15 protein-coding genes are annotated in these 15,233 nt (G+C 68.5%); 7 read left to right on the top strand and 8 right to left on the bottom strand.

The window, feature by feature from the left end; all coding sequences use genetic code 11:
• Positions 1 to 3: 3 nt before the first annotated feature.
• Together sufB and BC102111_RS05170 are read right to left on the bottom strand one after the other, a co-directional pair.
• A complete protein-coding gene (gene sufB, locus BC102111_RS05175; RefSeq protein ID WP_009377226.1) occupies positions 4 to 1,434 on the bottom strand; it encodes a Fe-S cluster assembly protein SufB in 1,431 nt (476 codons plus the stop codon).
• Complete coding sequence (locus BC102111_RS05170; protein ID WP_009377224.1) at positions 1,431 to 2,150, bottom strand: helix-turn-helix transcriptional regulator; 720 nt, start codon at positions 2,148 to 2,150, stop codon at positions 1,431 to 1,433. The genes sufB and BC102111_RS05170 overlap by 4 nt, the downstream gene beginning before the upstream one ends.
• A gap of 118 nt (positions 2,151 to 2,268) precedes the next feature.
• On the opposite strand from BC102111_RS05170, the gene BC102111_RS05165 reads away from it, so the two are divergent.
• The 4 genes from BC102111_RS05165 to BC102111_RS05150 are packed head-to-tail and all read left to right on the top strand — an operon-like array spanning position 2,269 to position 5,291.
• Positions 2,269 to 3,204, top strand: a complete 936-nt coding sequence (locus tag BC102111_RS05165) for an ABC transporter ATP-binding protein (protein WP_009377222.1) — start codon at positions 2,269 to 2,271, stop codon at positions 3,202 to 3,204.
• Entirely contained in the window at positions 3,201 to 3,962 is a 762-nt protein-coding gene (locus BC102111_RS05160) for an ABC transporter permease (RefSeq protein ID WP_009377220.1), read from the top strand. The genes BC102111_RS05165 and BC102111_RS05160 overlap by 4 nt, the downstream gene beginning before the upstream one ends.
• A gap of 8 nt (positions 3,963 to 3,970) precedes the next feature.
• The gene (locus tag BC102111_RS05155) at positions 3,971 to 4,864 is read left to right on the top strand and encodes a COX15/CtaA family protein (RefSeq protein ID WP_009377218.1); all 894 of its coding nucleotides are present in this window, start codon (positions 3,971 to 3,973) and stop codon (positions 4,862 to 4,864) included.
• The gene (locus tag BC102111_RS05150; protein WP_009377217.1) at positions 4,827 to 5,291 is read left to right on the top strand and encodes a VOC family protein; all 465 of its coding nucleotides are present in this window, start codon (positions 4,827 to 4,829) and stop codon (positions 5,289 to 5,291) included. Before BC102111_RS05155 ends, BC102111_RS05150 begins: the two co-directional genes overlap by 38 nt.
• Before the next feature lie 57 nt (positions 5,292 to 5,348).
• Here the strand turns inward: BC102111_RS05150 and BC102111_RS05145 are convergent, their stop codons facing one another.
• Both BC102111_RS05145 and BC102111_RS05140 read right to left on the bottom strand, forming a co-directional pair.
• On the bottom strand, positions 5,349 to 6,335 hold the full coding sequence (locus tag BC102111_RS05145) for a heme o synthase (protein WP_009377215.1): 987 nt from the start codon (positions 6,333 to 6,335) through the stop codon (positions 5,349 to 5,351).
• Between the two features lie 10 nt (positions 6,336 to 6,345).
• On the bottom strand, positions 6,346 to 6,792 hold the full coding sequence (locus tag BC102111_RS05140; RefSeq protein WP_009377213.1) for a hypothetical protein: 447 nt from the start codon (positions 6,790 to 6,792) through the stop codon (positions 6,346 to 6,348).
• 243 nt (positions 6,793 to 7,035) lie between these two features.
• On the opposite strand from BC102111_RS05140, the gene tkt reads away from it, so the two are divergent.
• The 3 genes from tkt to BC102111_RS05125 are packed head-to-tail and all read left to right on the top strand — an operon-like array spanning position 7,036 to position 11,833.
• Positions 7,036 to 9,117 (top strand): transketolase, encoded by a 2,082-nt coding sequence (gene tkt / locus BC102111_RS05135; protein WP_009377211.1) that lies wholly within the window; start codon positions 7,036 to 7,038, stop codon positions 9,115 to 9,117.
• On the top strand, positions 9,114 to 10,217 hold the full coding sequence (tal, locus tag BC102111_RS05130) for a transaldolase (protein WP_063250273.1): 1,104 nt from the start codon (positions 9,114 to 9,116) through the stop codon (positions 10,215 to 10,217). The genes tkt and tal overlap by 4 nt, the downstream gene beginning before the upstream one ends.
• Entirely contained in the window at positions 10,214 to 11,833 is a 1,620-nt protein-coding gene (locus tag BC102111_RS05125) for a phosphoglucose isomerase-related protein (protein ID WP_009377209.1), read from the top strand. Before tal ends, BC102111_RS05125 begins: the two co-directional genes overlap by 4 nt.
• Before the next feature lie 93 nt (positions 11,834 to 11,926).
• Here the strand turns inward: BC102111_RS05125 and secG are convergent, their stop codons facing one another.
• Genes secG through gap form a run of 4 tightly spaced genes read right to left on the bottom strand, consistent with a single transcriptional unit; the run spans position 11,927 to position 15,233 of the window.
• On the bottom strand, positions 11,927 to 12,172 hold the full coding sequence (secG, locus tag BC102111_RS05120; protein ID WP_009377208.1) for a preprotein translocase subunit SecG: 246 nt from the start codon (positions 12,170 to 12,172) through the stop codon (positions 11,927 to 11,929).
• 44 nt (positions 12,173 to 12,216) lie between these two features.
• Positions 12,217 to 13,002: a triose-phosphate isomerase gene (gene tpiA, locus BC102111_RS05115; protein WP_063250272.1), complete on the bottom strand. Its 786-nt coding sequence runs from the start codon at positions 13,000 to 13,002 to the stop codon at positions 12,217 to 12,219.
• Positions 13,003 to 13,014: 12 nt separating this feature from the next.
• Complete coding sequence (locus tag BC102111_RS05110) at positions 13,015 to 14,235, bottom strand: phosphoglycerate kinase (protein ID WP_009377206.1); 1,221 nt, start codon at positions 14,233 to 14,235, stop codon at positions 13,015 to 13,017.
• A complete protein-coding gene (gap, locus tag BC102111_RS05105) occupies positions 14,232 to 15,233 on the bottom strand; it encodes a type I glyceraldehyde-3-phosphate dehydrogenase (RefSeq protein WP_009377205.1) in 1,002 nt (333 codons plus the stop codon). Before gap ends, BC102111_RS05110 begins: the two co-directional genes overlap by 4 nt.

Genomic DNA, 15,233 nt, shown 5'->3' with positions numbered 1-15,233 from the left:
GGCTCAGCCCACTGCGCCTTCCATCTGCAGTTCGATGAGGCGGTTGAGCTCGAGGGCGTACTCCATCGGCAGCTCACGGGCGATCGGCTCGACGAAGCCGCGCACGATCATCGCCATCGCCTCGGTCTCCTCGAGGCCGCGGGACATGAGGTAGAAGAGCTGGTCCTCGCTCACCTTCGACACGGTCGCCTCGTGGCCGAGCGTGACGTCGTCCTCGCGGATGTCGATGTAGGGGTACGTGTCCGAACGGGAGATGTTGTCCACGAGCAGGGCGTCGCAGAGGACGTTGTTCGACGATCCCTCGGCACCCGGGTAGACGTGGACGAGTCCGCGGTAGCCGGCCCGACCGCCGCCGCGGGCGACGGACTTCGAGACGATCGAGGACTGCGTGTGGGGGGCGGCGTGGACCATCTTCGCCCCGGTGTCCTGATGCTGTCCCTCACCGGCGAAGGCGACGGAGAGCGTCTCGCCGCGGGCGTGCTCGCCGGTCAGCCAGATCGCGGGGTACTTCATCGTCACCTTCGAGCCGATGTTGCCGTCGACCCATTCCATCGTCGCGCCCTCTTCGGCGATCGCGCGCTTGGTGACGAGGTTGTAGACGTTGTTCGACCAGTTCTGGATCGTCGTGTAGCGGACGCGGGCGTCCTTCTTCGCGATGATCTCGACGACCGCCGAGTGGAGGGAGTCCGTCTTGTAGATCGGGGCCGTGCAGCCTTCGACGTAGTGGACGTAGGAGCCCTCGTCGGCGATGATGAGCGTGCGCTCGAACTGGCCCATGTTCTCCGTGTTGATGCGGAAGTAGGCCTGCAGCGGGATCTCGACGTGGACGCCCTTGGGGACGTAGATGAAGGATCCGCCCGACCACACGGCGGTATTCAGCGCGGAGAACTTGTTGTCGCCGGCCGGGATGACCGAGCCGAAGTACTCCTCGAAGATCTCCGGGTGCTCCTTGAGACCGGTGTCGGTGTCGAGGAAGATCACGCCCTGGCTCTCGAGCTCCTCGTTGATCTTGTGGTAGACGACCTCGGACTCGTACTGCGCGGCGACGCCGGCGACGAGGCGCTGCTTCTCGGCTTCGGGGATGCCGAGGCGGTCGTAGGTGTTCTTGATGTCCTCGGGCAGGTCCTCCCACGACTGGGCCTGGCCCTCGGTGGAGCGGACGAAGTACTTGATATCGGCGAAGTCGATGCCCGAGAGGTCGGCGCCCCAGTTCGGCATCGGCTTCTTCTCGAAGAGCCCCAGCGCCTTGAGGCGGCGCTGGAGCATCCATTCCGGTTCGCCCTTGAGCGTCGAGATGTTGCGCACGACGGCTTCGGAGAGCCCGCGCTCCGCTGCGGCGCCTGCGTCGTTCTCGTCGTGCCAGCCGTACGCGTACTGCCCGAGGTCTTTGAGCTCGGGGTTCGCTTCGATGATCGGATTGCTGGTGTCAGTCATCGTGAACCTCCTTGAGGTCGATCGTTTGCGTGGATGGGTGGCCTGGTGAGTTCCGAGGTCGGGATGTGGGTGGTGCAGACATGGTCGCCGTGCGCCAGTGATGAGAGACGGCGGACGTCGACCCCCAGATACTCCGAGAACATCGCGAGCTCTGCTTCGCAGATCTCGGGGAACTCGGCCGCCACGGATTGGATCGGACAGTGCCCTTGGCACAGCTGCATCGCCTCGAGCGGGGTTCCGGCGGCCACCGGCGTCGCCGAGGCGGCGTAACCCTCCCGAGTCAGTGCTGAGGCCAGCGCGCGGGACCGGGAGGCGACGGAGCGTCCGCCCCGCTTCTCCAGCTCCCCGCCGAGCCGCTCGCGCAGCTTGGCGACGAAGTCGTCGGAGAAGGCGCCCACCGCGTCCGCTCCCATCCGGCCCTGGAAGAACCGGAGGATGTTCACCGCGAGCTCGTCGTAGGAGCGGCTGAGCTCGTCATGTCCGCGGGAGGTGACCACGTAGTGCCTGGCGGGTCGTCCCCGACCTGCCTGCTTTCCGGCGAAGCCGCGGACTTCGATGAGCCCCTCGGCTTCGAGCGCGTCGAGGTGACGACGGATCGCCGCCGGGGTGAGCTCAAGCCCTTTGGCCAGCGCCGAGGCGGTGATGGGTCCGTCGTCGAGCACGGATCGGAAGACCTTCTGCCGGGTCCGGCTGTCGTCCGCGTCGTTCGCACTCATGCTCCACCTCCTTGACTAACACAACACTATTGTTGCGTAAATTGTTTCGTAAAACTAGGTCAGCCTAACTCCCCCGCCCGTTTAGGCAGGACCATTCGACGGGTCGTAGAATGTACGGGTGGTTCAATCGGCTCTCACCATCCGTGGACTCCGCTATGCGTACGGGGCACACCAGGTCGTCGACGGCATCGACCTCGAGGCGAGCGTCGGGTCGGTGCTCGGCGTCCTCGGACCCAACGGTGCGGGCAAGTCGACGACGATCTCGCTCGCGGTGGGCACGAGGCGGCCCGATGCGGGAACCGTCGAGATCTTCGGTCTCGATCCCTACCGGCGCCACGAGGAGACGTCCCAGCTCGCCGGCGTCATGCTCCAGGACGGCGGACTGCCGATGAGCGCGAAGCCGATGGCCGTGCTGCGCCACCTCGCCTCCCTCTACGCCGATCCGCGTCCGCTGAGCGAACTCGCAGGCGTCCTCGGCATCCCGGAGTTCGCCGGGCGGTCGATCCGCCGCCTCTCGGGAGGGCAGAGGCAGCGGGTGGCACTCGCCGCAGCTCTCATCGGCCGTCCCCGCATCGTCTTCCTCGACGAGCCGAGCGCCGGTCTCGACCCGCAGGCCCGGGAGGTCGTCCACGACGTCATCAGGGATCTCGCCGCCTCCGGTGTCGCCGTCGTACTCACCACCCATGACCTCGCCGAGGCGGAGCTGCTTGCCGATGACATCGTCGTCATCGACCGCGGTCGGATCATCGCCCGCGGCGCCCCTGAGGAGCTGCGCAGCTCCTCGGGCGTCGGCCGCCGCCTCGTCATCACCGTCCCCGACGCCCCCGATCCGCTCTCCGAGGCGGGCAGGCACCTGTCCGAGTCGCTCAGCGCCGTCGCCCCGACCACCGTCCAGGGCACCCTCGTCATCGCCTCCGGCAGCCTCGACAGCACCCGCATCGCCGGCCTGTGCGCGGTCATCGCCGAGGCGGGACTGACGATCGGGGACATCGCGATGCAGTCGCAGTCGCTCTCCGACGTCTTCTTCGAACTCACCGGGAGGCCCCTGCGATGAGCACGCTCGAGATCCCCCGCGTCCGGGGCATGCGGGCACGCCGTGTGCTCTCCCAGGCCCGCTTCGAGACGGTCGCGGTGCTGCGCAACGGCGAACAGCTCCTCCTCGCCCTCATCCTTCCGCTCGGCCTGCTCGTCTTCCTCACGACGACCCCGCTGCTCGAGGCGCTCGGCGCGATCCCCGCGGGTGGGGACCGGCTGAGCATCGCCCTGCCGGGCACGCTCGGACTCTGCCTCGCCTCGACGGCGTTCACCGGGCAGGCCATCGCCACGGCCTTCGACCGCCGCTACGGAGTCCTCGCCCAGCTCGCGACGACGCCGCTGGGCACGACGGGCCTCATCCTCGGCAAGCTCGGAGCCGTCATCGTCGTCGTGCTCATCCAGTACGCCCTCGCCTTCGCCATCGCGTGCATGTTCGGCTTCACCGGCCCCGTCCACGTCCTCCCGCTCATCGTCGCCACCGTACTCGGCACGGCCACCCTGCTCGCGCTCGGACTGCTCATGGCCGGGACCCTGCGGGCGGAGGCGACGCTCGGGGCGGCCAACCTCGTGTGGGTGCTCATGGCCGGCGGCGGCGGGCTCGTCCTACCCGGGACCGGGGAATGGGGCACCGTCGTCGGCTACCTGCCCTCCGGGGCGCTCGGCGACGCGCTGCGGGCGAGCGTGGGCGGCGGCTGGGATGTCAAGGCATTGATCGTGCTCCTCGTCTGGGGCATCGTGGGAGCGCTTGCCGCACGCAGGTGGTTCCGTTTCGAATGAGGAGAGAAGTGAACAGGATCCGCATCGCCGCCTGGGCCATGCTCATCGCCCAGGCAGGCATCATCTTCACCGGCGGCATCGTCCGCCTCACCGGTTCGGGCCTCGGCTGCACCGACTGGCCGAAGTGCACCCCGGACTCGTTCGTGGCGACGAAGGCGATGGGCATCCACGGCGCCATCGAATTCGGCAACCGCACCCTCGCGGTTCTTCTCGCCCTCCTCGGCGTGGCCATCCTCGTCCTCCTCTGGAAGCACCGCAAGGCCCGCCCGGACCTCTTCTGGCTCAACATCGGACTCACTGCCATCGTCCCGGTCCAGGCGGTGATGGGCGGGATCACCGTGTGGACGAAGCTCAACCCGTGGGTCGTCGCCGGCCACTTCGTCCCCTCGGCCATCGCCGTCGGCGTCGCCGCCTACTTCGTCCGTCGCACGTACGACACCGGGGTGCGCACGGGTGAGAAGGCGCCGAACCCGCTTCCGGCGCTCGGCTGGATCATCCTCGTCCTCACCGCGGTCATCGTCCTCTTCGGCGTGCTCACCACGGGTGCCGGGCCGCACTCAGGATCGACGATCTCGACCCGCAACGGACTCGACAACGTCTGGGTCACGCGTCTGCACGCCCTGCCCGTGTGGCTGCTCGTCGCCGCGACGATCACGGCACTGCTCTATGCGCGCAGACGGTGGGCCCCGATGGTCGCCCCGCTCGTCGTCCTCCTCGTCGTCGAGATCGCCCAAGGCGTCATCGGCTATGCGCAGTACTTCCTCGGCGTCCCCATCGTCCTCGTGGCATTCCATATGATCGGACTCTCGGCTACGATCGCAGCCAGTGTCGCTGTGCTCGACAGCGCCTACCCGAGGAGAGTCCATGCCGACGCCGATCGTTCCGTGTCTCTGGTTCACTGACCGCGCCGAGGAGGCGATGGAGTTCTACTGCTCCGTCTTCCCGAACTCCCGCATCGTCTCGATCGAACGCTACCCGGACGAGAGCCTCGACGAGCACTTCGCCGGGATGCGCGGCAAGGTCATCACGGGGGTCTTCGAACTCGACGGCAACCGCTTCATCTGCCTCGACGGCGGACCCGCCTTCACCTTCAACGAGGCGATCTCGCTCACCGTCGAATGCGCGGACCAGGCGGAGATCGACCATTACTGGCAGGCGCTCTCGGCCGTCCCGGAGTCCGAGCAGTGCGGCTGGCTCAAGGATCGCTACGGGATCAGCTGGCAGATCGTGCCGAAGAACCTCGACGAGCTGATGACCGGCGACGCACAGGTGCGCGCCCTCATGGGGATGAAGAAGATCGTCATCGCCGACCTCGTCGCGGCCGGCTGAGGCCCATCACCGGAGGCTCACCCCCAGGCAGGGGTGGTCAGCGCGGCCCGCGGCCGGTCACCAGAGACTGGGCAGCAGCGGAGTGACGAACGGGTCGACGGCCACGGCGAGGAAGAGCAGCGAGAGGTACGTGATCGAGCCGTGGAAGACCTTCATCGCCCGCAGTGAGGTGCCGTAGAGGCCCTTCTTCGCCCGGGAGACGAGCGCGTAGCACGACCAGAGGAACCAGGCTCCGGCGAGGACGGCGACCGCGGCGTAGACCGGACCCATCGGGGCGACCGGGATGAGTGCGAGCGAGGTGAGGACCATCGCCCACGTGTAGAGGATCATCTGCCGGCCCACCGAGGTCGGCGGGACCTTCGAGGGCAGCATCGGCACCTCGGCGGCGTCATAGTCCGCTTTGTACTTGATCGCCAGCGGCCAGTAGTGCGGGGGCGTCCAGAAGAAGATGACGAGGAAGAGGATGAGCGGCTCCCACGACAGTCCCCCGGTGACCGCGGACCAGCCGATGAGCACGGGCATGCACCCGGCGGCACCGCCCCACACGATGTTCTGCGTGGTCCGGCGCTTGAGGATGAGTGTGTAGAAGACCGCGTAGAGGAAGATCGCACATGCGGTCAGGCCCGCGGCCATCCAGTTCGTGAAGCCGCCGAGCCAGAAGATCGAGCCGAGGCCGAGGACGACGGCGAAGATGAGCGCAGCCCTGGGTGAGATCTCCCCGGTGACGAGCGGTCGGTGCTTCGTCCGATCCATCTTCGCGTCGATGTCGCGGTCGACGTAGCAGTTGAACACCGACGCCGAGGCGGCCGCTGCGGCCCCGCCGATGAGGGTGTTGAGCACGAGCCAGAGATCCGGCATGCCGCGGGCGGCGAGGAACATCACCGGCGCGGTCGTGACGAGGAGGAGTTCGATGACCCGGGGCTTCGTCAGCGCGATGTAGGCGCCGATGATCGAGCGGGGTCGCTTCGAGTGTCGAGCTTCGTCGATGGTCCTCTGCAGGGGTCGTTCGCTCTGCGTGTCCGGGGTCTGACGAAGTTCACTCACTTGCCCGATTCTACCCTCTGTCGAACGAATTGCCAGTTGGGGTCCGGCGAGTCTCCCTGTCGTCCCGGAGGTCCCCGCGCTCGCGTCGACGACGGCGCACGCCGACGATGACTCCCATGATCAGCGCGGCGGGGAGGAGAACGGCCCACTGGTAGGCGGGCAGGAAGAAGAAGCCGAGTGCGGCGAGGGGATCGTCGAGTGTGAGCATGTCGACATCGACCCAGAGGCCGAACGCACCGGCGAGCACCGTGAAGACCACGCCCGACCACCAGATGAGCCCGGCCGGTCGGGCGAAGACGAGGACGACGAGGACGGCGACGAAGGGACTCGCCCCCGGCAGGACGACGGCGATCCAGCCGAGCACCGCGTCGGAGACGGCTACGGCATCGGACCACTCGGTGCCGAAGGGAGCGATGAACCAGCCGGCGACGACGATCTGCCCGAGCATGAAGAGCACGGGCAGTCCGGTGCCGATGATGCGGGCCGCGAGCGCAGTGCGGGGCCCGGGTCTGCGGGACCTGCGGGTATCGGGGTCGGTGGGGATGAGGTCTCCTTCTCGCCTCGCGGTGCCTCTCGTGCCGCACTGCGCATGTCGTGACCTCCAGGAATATCACAGGGTGGCGCAGGCCTGAGGACCGCGCCGGTGCGCGGTAGAGTTTGAGTGGACGCACCGCCCCGATGTGAAGGATCACTCGACGACATGACAACCCTGTCCTGGACAGACCTCGACTCCCGCGCAGTCGACACCGCCCGCCTCCTCGCCGCCGACGCCGTGCAGAAGGCCGGCAGCGGTCACCCCGGCACCGCGATGAGCCTCGCTCCCGTCGCCTACTACCTCTACCATCACGCGCTCACCCTCGATCCGGCCGATCCGTCGTGGGCCGGACGCGACCGCTTCGTCCTCTCCCTGGGACACAGCTCGCTCACCCAGTACGTCCAGCTCTACCTCGCCGGGTTCGGCCTCGAACTCGATGATCTCAAGGCGCTGCGCACATGGGGTTCGCTCACTCCCGGCCATCCCGAGGTCGGGCACACCCCGGGTGTCGAGATCACCACGGGACCGCTCGGCTCCGGTGTCGCCTCGGCGGTGGGCATGGCCATGGCCGCCCGTCGCGAACGCGGACTCTTCGACCCCGATGCGGCTCCCGGCACCTCGCCGTTCGACCACCAGATCGTCGTCCTCGCCTCAGACGGGGACATGGAGGAGGGCGTCTCCGGTGAGGCCTCGTCGCTGGCCGGCACCCAGGAGCTCTCGAACCTCCTCGTCATCTGGGACGACAACCGCATCTCCATCGAGGACGACACGGCCATCGCCTTCGGCGAGGACACCGCAGCCCGCTACGAGGCCTACGGCTGGCACGTCCAGCACGTCGACTTCACCGCCGGCGGTGAGTACACCGAGGACATCGACGCCCTCCACGCGGCCGTCGAGGCCGCGAAGGCCGATCCTCGCCCGTCCTTCATCCGCCTCTCGACGGTCATCGCGTGGCCGGCCCCGAACGCCCAGAACACTGGGGCCTCCCATGGCTCTGCCCTCGGCGAGGACGAGGTGCGGGCGACCAAGGAGGTCCTCGGCTTCGACCCCGATGAGAAGTTCGCGATCGCCCCCGAAGTGCTCGAGCACACGCGTGCCGCCCGGGAGCGCGGACGCGAGGCACACCTGGCCTGGAATAAGAAGTTCGAAGAGTGGAAGAACGCCAACGCCGAGCGCGCGCAGCTCTTCGAGCGCCTGTCCACCCGCAGCCTGCCCGAGGGCCTCGACGCGGACTTCCCCGTCTTCGACGCCGACGAGAAGGGGATCGCGACCCGCGCCGCCTCCGGCAAGGTCCTCAACGCGATCGCCGCACGGATGCCCGAACTCTGGGGCGGTTCGGCCGACCTCGCCGGATCGAACAACACCCTCATCAAGGACGATCCGAGCTTCCTGCCCGAGCACCGGTCGACCGACACCTTCACCGGCAACCCCTACGGACGCAACATCCACTTCGGCGTCCGCGAGTTCTCCGCCGGGCTCATCGGCAACGGCATCGCCCTCCACGGCGGCACCCGCCCGTACAACGGCACCTTCCTCGTCTTCAGCGACTACCAGCGACCAGCCGTGCGCCTGGCCGCGCTCCAGGAGCTGCCGAACATCTTCGTCTGGACGCACGACTCGATCGGGCTCGGCGAGGACGGGCCGACCCACCAGCCCATCGAGCACCTCTCGGCCCTGCGCGCGATCCCGGGACTCGACGTCGTCCGTCCCGCGGACGCCAACGAGACCTCCGTCGTGTGGCGGAAGATCCTCGAGCGCACCGACGGCCCCACGGGTCTCGTCCTCACCCGCCAGAACGTCCCCGTCCTCGACCGGACGAAGTACGCTCCGGCCTCCGAGGCGGCCCGCGGCGGCTACGTCCTCCACGACACCGCCGACGACCCGCAGGTCGCGATCATCGCCACCGGCTCCGAGGTCCAGCTCGCCCTCGCCGCGGCCGAGGAGCTGCAGAGCAGAGGCATCGCGACCAGGGTCGTCTCGATGCCGAGCCAGGAATGGTTCGACGCCCAGCCCGAGGACTACCGTGAGGCAGTCCTCCCCCGCGCCCTCAAGGCGCGCGTGAGCGTCGAGGCCGCCTCGGCGATGAGCTGGCACCGCTACCTCGGCGATGCCGGCCGCGCCGTGTCCATCGAGCACTTCGGAGCCTCGGCGGACTACCAGACGCTCTACGAGAAGTTCGGCATCACCGCCGACGCGGTCGTCACCGCGGCCGAGGAGTCCATCTCCGCAGCGAAGGGAGAAGCATGAGCGAGAACCTCACCCGCCTGTCCGAATCAGGGGTCTCCGTCTGGCTCGACGACCTGTCACGGACCCGGCTCGAGACCGGTGACCTCCAGGAGCTCGTCGAGACGAAGAACGTCGTCGGAGTGACGACGAACCCGACGATCTTCGCCACCGCGATCGCCGGCTCCGACTCCTACGACGGGGCGCTGCGCGAGCTCGCGGCCGCCGGAGCCGACGCCGAGGAGGCCATCGAGTCCCTGACGACCTCCGACGTCGCCGCTGCGGCCCGTCTGCTCCGCCCCGTCTATGACGCCACGGACGGCGCCGACGGCCGCGTCTCGATCGAGGTCCCTCCCCCGCTCGCCCGTGACACCGCGGGCACGGCGACGGCGGCGAAGATCATGTGGGAGCGCGTGGGCGAGCCCAACGCGATGATCAAGATCCCCGCGACCGAAGAGGGGCTGTCAGCGATCGCCGACACCATCGGTGCGGGCATCAGCGTCAACGTCACCCTCGTCTTCTCGCTCACCCGCTACCGGCACGTCGTCGAGGCCTACCTCCAGGGACTCGAGAAGGCGCGGGCGGCAGGCCACGACCTCTCGACCATCCGGTCGGTCGCCTCGATCTTCGTCTCCCGCGTCGATGCGGAGATCGATGCCCGGCTGGGCAAGCTCGACGATCCCGCCGCCGCGGAGCTCGCGGGCCGGGCGGGCATCGCCAACTGCATCCTCGCCCACGAGATCCACTCCCAGCTCTTCACCTCGGAGCGCTTCCGCGTGCTCGAACTCGCCGGAGCGAGGCCGCAGCGCCTGCTCTGGGCCTCGACCGGGGTGAAGAACCCCGACTACCCGGACACGATGTACGTCACCGGGCTCGTCGCGCCGGACACCGTGAACACGATGCCCGAGGCGACGCTGCGGGCCTTCGACGACCATGGCGAGGTCGGTGCCGCGATCTCCCCCGAGGACTACCGCGCCGCCGACGAGGTCTTCGATCAGCTCGCCCGCCTCGGCATCGACTACGCCGACGTGATGAGGGTGCTCGAGACCGAGGGGCTGGAGAAGTTCGACGTCAGCTGGAGCGAACTCCAGAACACCGTGAAGCGGGCATTGGAGCGCACATGAGAGTCGAGCTGAGCGTCCCCGTCTCCGCGGAGTTCGACGCCGAGATCGCCCGGCTGCTCGCCGATCGCGTGCCCTCGCGCATCGCCGACCGCGACGGGACGGTGTTCACCGACGCCGCCGTCGCCGGTGACCGCCTCGGCTGGGTGGATCTCCCCTCACGCGCCGAGGAGCTGCTCACCGAGATCGAGGAGCTGCGGGAGCGCCTCGCCGGTGCCGGGCTGCGTTCGATCAGCCTCACCGGCATGGGCGGGTCGTCGCTGGCCCCCGAGGTGATGGCCACGGCCGCCGGCGTCGACCTCGAGATCGTCGATTCGACCGATCCCAATCAGGTCGCCGAGGCGATCGGCACCGACCTCGACCACACCGTCCTCGTCATCGCCTCGAAGTCGGGGACGACGATCGAGACCGACGCGATCCGGCGGGCCTTCGCCGCGGCGTTCGAGGCCGTCGGCATCGACCCGGCCTCCCGGTTCATCGCGATCACGGATCCGGGCACCGAACTCGACGCCCTGGCGACCGAGCAGGGTTACCTCGCGACGTTCCACGGCGATCCTTCGGTCGGGGGCCGTTTCAGCGCCCTCTCCCCCTTCGGGCTCGTTCCCGCGGGTCTCGCCGGCGTCGATGTCCGGCAGATCGTCGCCTCCGCGGCCGCGATCTCCTCCGACCTCACCCTCGACAGCGAGGACAATCCGGCGCTGCGCTTCGGCACATGGCTCGGCATCGCCCACGCGCGGGCGACGGAGAAGCTCGTCCTCGCCGACACCTCACCTGCGCTGCGCGGGCTCGGGGCGTGGGTCGAACAGCTTGTCGCGGAGTCGCTCGGCAAGGACGGGCAGGGCATCCTCCCCGTCGTCGTCGACGGTCCCGGCGACATCGGCTTCGCCGACGCCCGTGCCGACGCGGTGCTCTGCACCCTCGGCTCGGATGCCGACTTCGGGGCGCCCTCGGGTTTCAACGCCGTCGTCGACGGCGACCTCGGTGAGCAGTTCCTCTTCTGGGAGTTCGCCACCGCGGTCGCCGGGTACAGCATCGGCGTCGACCCGTTCGACCAGCCCGACGTCGAGGCGGCGAAGGCGTTCGCCCGCGCGGCCCTCGACCAGGGTGCGCAGAATGACGAGTACCCCGTGTTCGCCGACGGCGATGTCGAGGTCTACGGCGACGTCGACGAGGCGACCGACCTCGTCGGCGCCCTGCGCGAGCTCTTCGACAGCGTCGACGAGTACGGCTACATCGGCGTCCAGGCCTACCTCGACCGTCTCGGCGACGCCGGGGCCGCCGATCTGCGCCCGCTCATCTCCCGGCACGCGGGAGTGCAGACGACGTTCGGCTTCGGCCCCCGCTACCTCCACTCGACGGGTCAGTACCACAAGGGCGGGCACCCGAACGGGGTGTTCCTCCAGATCACAGCCGACCCGCGGACGGAGCTGCTGGTACCGGGCCGAGGCTACGGCTTCGCAGAACTCCAGCGCGCCCAGGCGCTGGGGGACGCCGCGGCGCTGCGGGAGCGGGGACGTCCCGTCCTCCGGCTCCACCTCACGGACCGGGCCCGTGGCCTCGACCAGGTGCGGCAGGCGATCACAGCGATCGAGCCGCACCACCACTACGGCGTCGACTGAGCCGAACTCCCCCACCGGGGACGCAGACCCAGCGGAGACGCAGACGACGGCCCTCACCGATCACGGTGAGGGCCGTCGTCGTGACGCTGCTGATCAGCTGGAGAAGCGCGTGATGAGTCCGAGGAGGATGATCGAGGCGCCCCAGACGATCGCCATCAGCGCGGTGAAGCGGTTGAGGTTGCGCTCAGCCACACCGGAGGACCCGAGGGAGGACGACATGCCGCCGCCGAACATGTCGGACATGCCGCCGCCCTTGCCCTTGTGCATGAGGATGAGCAGGGTGAGGAAGATGCTCGTGAGGACGAGCACGCCGATGAGAACGAAGGTGAGGATTTCCACGTCGAGTTCAACCTGTGTTTCTGTCAGAGGATTTGCGGTTCAGTCTACTGGCCGACGGCGGCCTTGCACAAAGCGGCGAAGTCGGGCCCGCTCAGGCTCGCTCCCCCGACGAGGGCACCGTCGACGTCGTCGGAGACGAGGATGTCGGCGACGTTGTCGGTCTTCACGGATCCTCCGTAGAGGATCCGTGTCGATTCGGCGAGGCTGTCGCCGTAGATCTCCCGCAGCCACCCCCGGATGGCCGCAGCCATCTCTGCGGCGTCCTCGGCGGTCGCGGTCTTCCCCGTCCCGATCGCCCACACGGGTTCGTAGGCGATGACGAGTCCGGTCAGGTCCTCGGCGGAGAGTCCGGCCAGCGACTCCTCGAGCTGGGCGAGCGTGAACTCGACGTGTGTGCCGTCCTCCCGCTGGTCGAGGGACTCCCCGACGCAGAGGATGGGCACGAGGTCGTGGCCGAGAGCGGCCTTGACCTTGGCAGCGACGACGTCGTTCGTCTCGTGGTTGTCGGCGCGGCGCTCACTGTGGCCGACGACGACGTAGGTGCAGCCGAGCCGGCTGAGGAACGTCGCGGCGATCTCACCGGTGTGGGCGCCCGGCTCGTGGCGGGAGACGTCCTGGGCGCCGTAGCGCAGCCACAGCTTGTCGCCCTGGACGAGGGTCTGCACGGAGCGGATGTCGGTGAAGGGCGGGATGACGACGACTTCGCACTGCGAGTCGTCGAGCTTCGCGTCCTCGAGAGCCCATGCGAGCTTCTGCACGGTCGAGATCGCCTCGAGGTGGTCGTGGTTCATCTTCCAGTTGCCGGCGAGCAGCAGGGTGCGGTCAGTCATGGTGGTCGGTCCTCACGCGAGAGCGTCGATGCCGGGCAGGGTCTTGCCTTCGAGGTATTCGAGGCTGGCCCCGCCGCCGGTGGAGATGTGGCCGAATTCGTTGTCGGAGAAGCCGAGTGCGCGGACGGCGGCCGCGGAGTCCCCACCGCCGACGACGGTGAGCCGGTCGGCCGGAGCGCCGGGAGCCGAGGCGGTGAGCGCCGCCGCGACGGTCTTCGTGCCCTCGGCGAAGGCCGGGAACTCGAAGACGCCCATGGGACCGTTCCAGAACACGGTCTCCGACTCGGCGATGACCTTCGCGTACGCGGCCGCGGTGTCGGGTCCGATGTCGAGTCCGAGTCCCGAGTCTCCTGCCGGGGTGTCGACGAGGCGGTCGATGGGGCGGACCCAGTGCTCGGCTTCGGGGGCGAAGGATGCGGCCATGACGATGTCCGTGGGCAGCATGATCCGTGCCCCGCCGGCTTCGGCGCGCTCGAGGTAGCCCTTGACGTCGTCGATCTTCTCCTCTTCGACGAGGCTCGACCCGATGTCGTGGCCGAGCGCTGCGAGGAACGTGAAGACCATGCCGCCGCCGATGAGGAGGTTGTCCGCGCGGGCGATGAGGTTGTCGATGACACCGAGCTTGTCGGAGACCTTCGACCCGCCGAGGACGACGGTGAAGGGGCGCGCCGGATCGTTGAGGAGCCGGTCGCTCACCTCAACCTCGGCCTGGACGAGCGATCCCGCGTAGTGCGGGAGGAGCTCGGCGAGTTCGTACACCGACGCCTGCTTGCGGTGGACGACGCCGAAGCCGTCGGAGACGAAGTCGTCGGCGAAGGCGGCGAGCTGCCCGGCGAACTCGCGCCGCTCGGATTCGTCCTTCGACGTCTCCCCCGGGTTGAAGCGGAGGTTCTCCAGCAGAAGCACGTCGCCGTCGCCGAGCTCGGCGACCTTCGCCTTCGCATCCTCACCGACCGTGTCCGAGGCGAAGGCGACGTCGCGGCCGATCGCCTCGGCGAGCTCACCGGCGACCGGGGCGAGCGAGAAGTGCGGGTCGGGTTCGCCCTTGGGGCGCCCGAGGTGGGAGATGACGATCACTCGGGCTCCCGCCTCGGCGAGTGACCTGATCGTCGCGGCGGACGCGAGGATGCGCCCCCTGTCCGTGATCGTCGTCCCGTCCATGGGGACGTTGAGATCGCTGCGGACGAGCACCGTGCGGTGCGCGAAGATCGACGGGTCGGTGAATGTCCTCATTGGGGCCTTTCGCTGAGCAGGTAGCTGACCATGTCCTTGAGCCGGTTCGAGTATCCCCACTCGTTGTCGTACCACGCGACGACCTTGACCTGGTCGCCGAGGACCATCGTCAGCTCCGAGTCGGCGATCGCCGAGGCGGTGGTGCCGACGATGTCGGAGGACACGAGGGCGTCGGTGGTGTAGTCGAGGTAGGGCGAGTCCTCGGCGGCCTTCTCGAGGATCGCGTTGACCTCGTCGCGGGTCACCGGCTTCTTCGGGGTGAACGTGAAGTCGATGATCGACCCGGCGGGCACGGGCACGCGGATCGCGAAGCCGTCGAGCTTGCCCTCGAGGTGGGGCATGACCTTGCCGACGGTGCGGGCGGCGCCCGTCGTCGTCGGCACGATGTTCATCGCCGCCGCACGGGCACGGCGCAGATCCCGGTGGGGTCCGTCGACGAGCTTCTGATCGCCGGTGTAGGCGTGGACGGTGTTGAGGAGTCCGGATTCGACGCCGACGGCGTCGTCGAGGGCCTTGACGACGGTGGCCATGCAGTTCGTCGTGCACGAGGCGTTGGAGACGACTTCGTGCTTCTCCGGATCGTAGGTGTCCTCGTTGACGCCCATGACGAACGTCGCGTCGACGTCCTTGCCGGGGGCGGAGAGGACGACGGTCGTCACCGTCCCGCCGAGGTGGGCCTCGGCCTGATCACGACGGGTGAAGATGCCGGTGGATTCGACGACGAGTTCGACGTCCTTCGACGACCAGTCGATGGCGGCGGGGTCCTTCTCCGAGAAGACGGCGATCTCCCGCCCGTCGACGATGAGAGAGTCCTCCTCGGCCTCCACGGTGTGGTCGAAGCGCGGCCATACGGAGTCGAACTTCAGCAGGTGGGCGAGGGTCTCGGTGTCGGTGAGGTCGTTGATGGCGACGACCTCGAAATCGGCATCGGGTTCGAGGGACAGACGGAAGAGGGCACGACCGATACGGCCGAAGCCGTTGATAGCGATTCGTCTCAT

Origin of the sequence: Brevibacterium casei CIP 102111, assembly GCF_900169275.1 — a bacterium.
GTDB lineage: Bacteria > Actinomycetota > Actinomycetes > Actinomycetales > Brevibacteriaceae > Brevibacterium > Brevibacterium casei.
This window is presented reverse-complemented; position numbering and strand designations above follow the sequence as displayed.

What these genes read in the sequence shown, in the direction of transcription:
- sufB (WP_009377226.1), bottom strand. Translation starts at nt 1,434, where the DNA reads ATGACTGACACCAGCAATCCGATCATCGAAGCGAACCCCGAGCTCAAA.
- BC102111_RS05170 (WP_009377224.1), bottom strand. Translation starts at nt 2,150, where the DNA reads ATGAGTGCGAACGACGCGGACGACAGCCGGACCCGGCAGAAGGTCTTC.
- BC102111_RS05160 (WP_009377220.1), top strand. Translation starts at nt 3,201, where the DNA reads ATGAGCACGCTCGAGATCCCCCGCGTCCGGGGCATGCGGGCACGCCGT.
- BC102111_RS05150 (WP_009377217.1), top strand. Translation starts at nt 4,827, where the DNA reads ATGCCGACGCCGATCGTTCCGTGTCTCTGGTTCACTGACCGCGCCGAG.
- tkt (WP_009377211.1), top strand. Translation starts at nt 7,036, where the DNA reads ATGACAACCCTGTCCTGGACAGACCTCGACTCCCGCGCAGTCGACACC.
- tal (WP_063250273.1), top strand. Translation starts at nt 9,114, where the DNA reads ATGAGCGAGAACCTCACCCGCCTGTCCGAATCAGGGGTCTCCGTCTGG.
- BC102111_RS05125 (WP_009377209.1), top strand. Translation starts at nt 10,214, where the DNA reads ATGAGAGTCGAGCTGAGCGTCCCCGTCTCCGCGGAGTTCGACGCCGAG.
- tpiA (WP_063250272.1), bottom strand. Translation starts at nt 13,002, where the DNA reads ATGACTGACCGCACCCTGCTGCTCGCCGGCAACTGGAAGATGAACCAC.
- BC102111_RS05110 (WP_009377206.1), bottom strand. Translation starts at nt 14,235, where the DNA reads ATGAGGACATTCACCGACCCGTCGATCTTCGCGCACCGCACGGTGCTC.
- gap (WP_009377205.1), bottom strand. Translation starts at nt 15,233, where the DNA reads ATGAGACGAATCGCTATCAACGGCTTCGGCCGTATCGGTCGTGCCCTC.